Annotated in this window: 1 pseudogene; it reads left to right on the top strand. The window is 54.6% G+C overall.

Features of this window, described 5'->3' with window-relative positions:
* Window positions 1-282: 282 nt before the first annotated feature.
* Window positions 283-849: pseudogene (locus HMPREF2935_RS01905) on the top strand (transposase); the annotation flags it as partial.
* Window positions 850-958: the final 109 nt, after the last annotated feature.

A 958-nucleotide genomic window follows, 5' to 3' on the forward strand; every position in this document is an offset into this window, starting at 1 on the left:
CGGATTCGCTCAGAATCAGTCGCCGCTTGGGCTTGATCGTGCACGGCCTTCGTGCGGGCACGTTTGCCAGTGCCGTACTTTTTGACCCAAGAATGTAGCGAGGCACGGTTGATACCGAGCTCAGCTGATGCTGAGTTCAGCGAGAGATCCTAGTTGTTTTCATAGAGGGCTACGGCATCGCGTTTGAACTGTTCGGAGTACCTGGATATGGTGGTAGATTACCTTTCTTCCCAGCCCGACTGGGCTGGATATCAGGTGTCCACCAAAAAGGGGTCAGGTCCCATCGATGCCATGCTTGCTGCCATCCACGAACAGACCGTATCCATTGCCGGCGCAGAATACGCCGAACTTGGCGTAGCAATGTCCGCCACAGATGCACTAACCAAACTCGAGCATCGTAAAGAAATCGAAGCGCAGGTACTCAAGCTGATTCAGGACATTCCGCAGACCGAGATTCTTTTATCCATGCCTGGTATCGGCCCGCGTAGCGCAGCGCAGATCCTCATGACTGTTGGCGATATGTCCGACTTCCCCGATGCAGCGCACCTAGCATCCTATGCAGGGCTATCACCGCGGACGAATCAGTCAGGAACGTCTATCATGTCGAATTCGCCTAACCGGGCTGGCAACAAAAAATTAAAGAACGCCCTATGGCAATCGTCTTTTGCATCGATCAGATTCCACGAGCGTTCCCGGCAATTCTATGAACGAAAACGCAAAGAAGGCAAAAGACACAACGCCGCAGTCGTCGCACTCGCACGCCGGCGCCTCAACGTTCTCTTCGCCATGATGCGAAACGGCGAGCTCTACCGAGACATCTCCACAGTCCAGGAGGCCGCAGCAGCCTAGAACCAACAGACCCTCACCTCAAGCCGATTGCACAGCAAGCCCAATCGGCTCCTCACCGTGCCCGAAAACAACATCCACAAGGAAAAGCAGAAACCCTTCACACCCCCCC

The organism is Corynebacterium sp. HMSC076D02 (genome assembly GCF_001813815.1).
Lineage (GTDB): Bacteria > Actinomycetota > Actinomycetes > Mycobacteriales > Mycobacteriaceae > Corynebacterium > Corynebacterium simulans.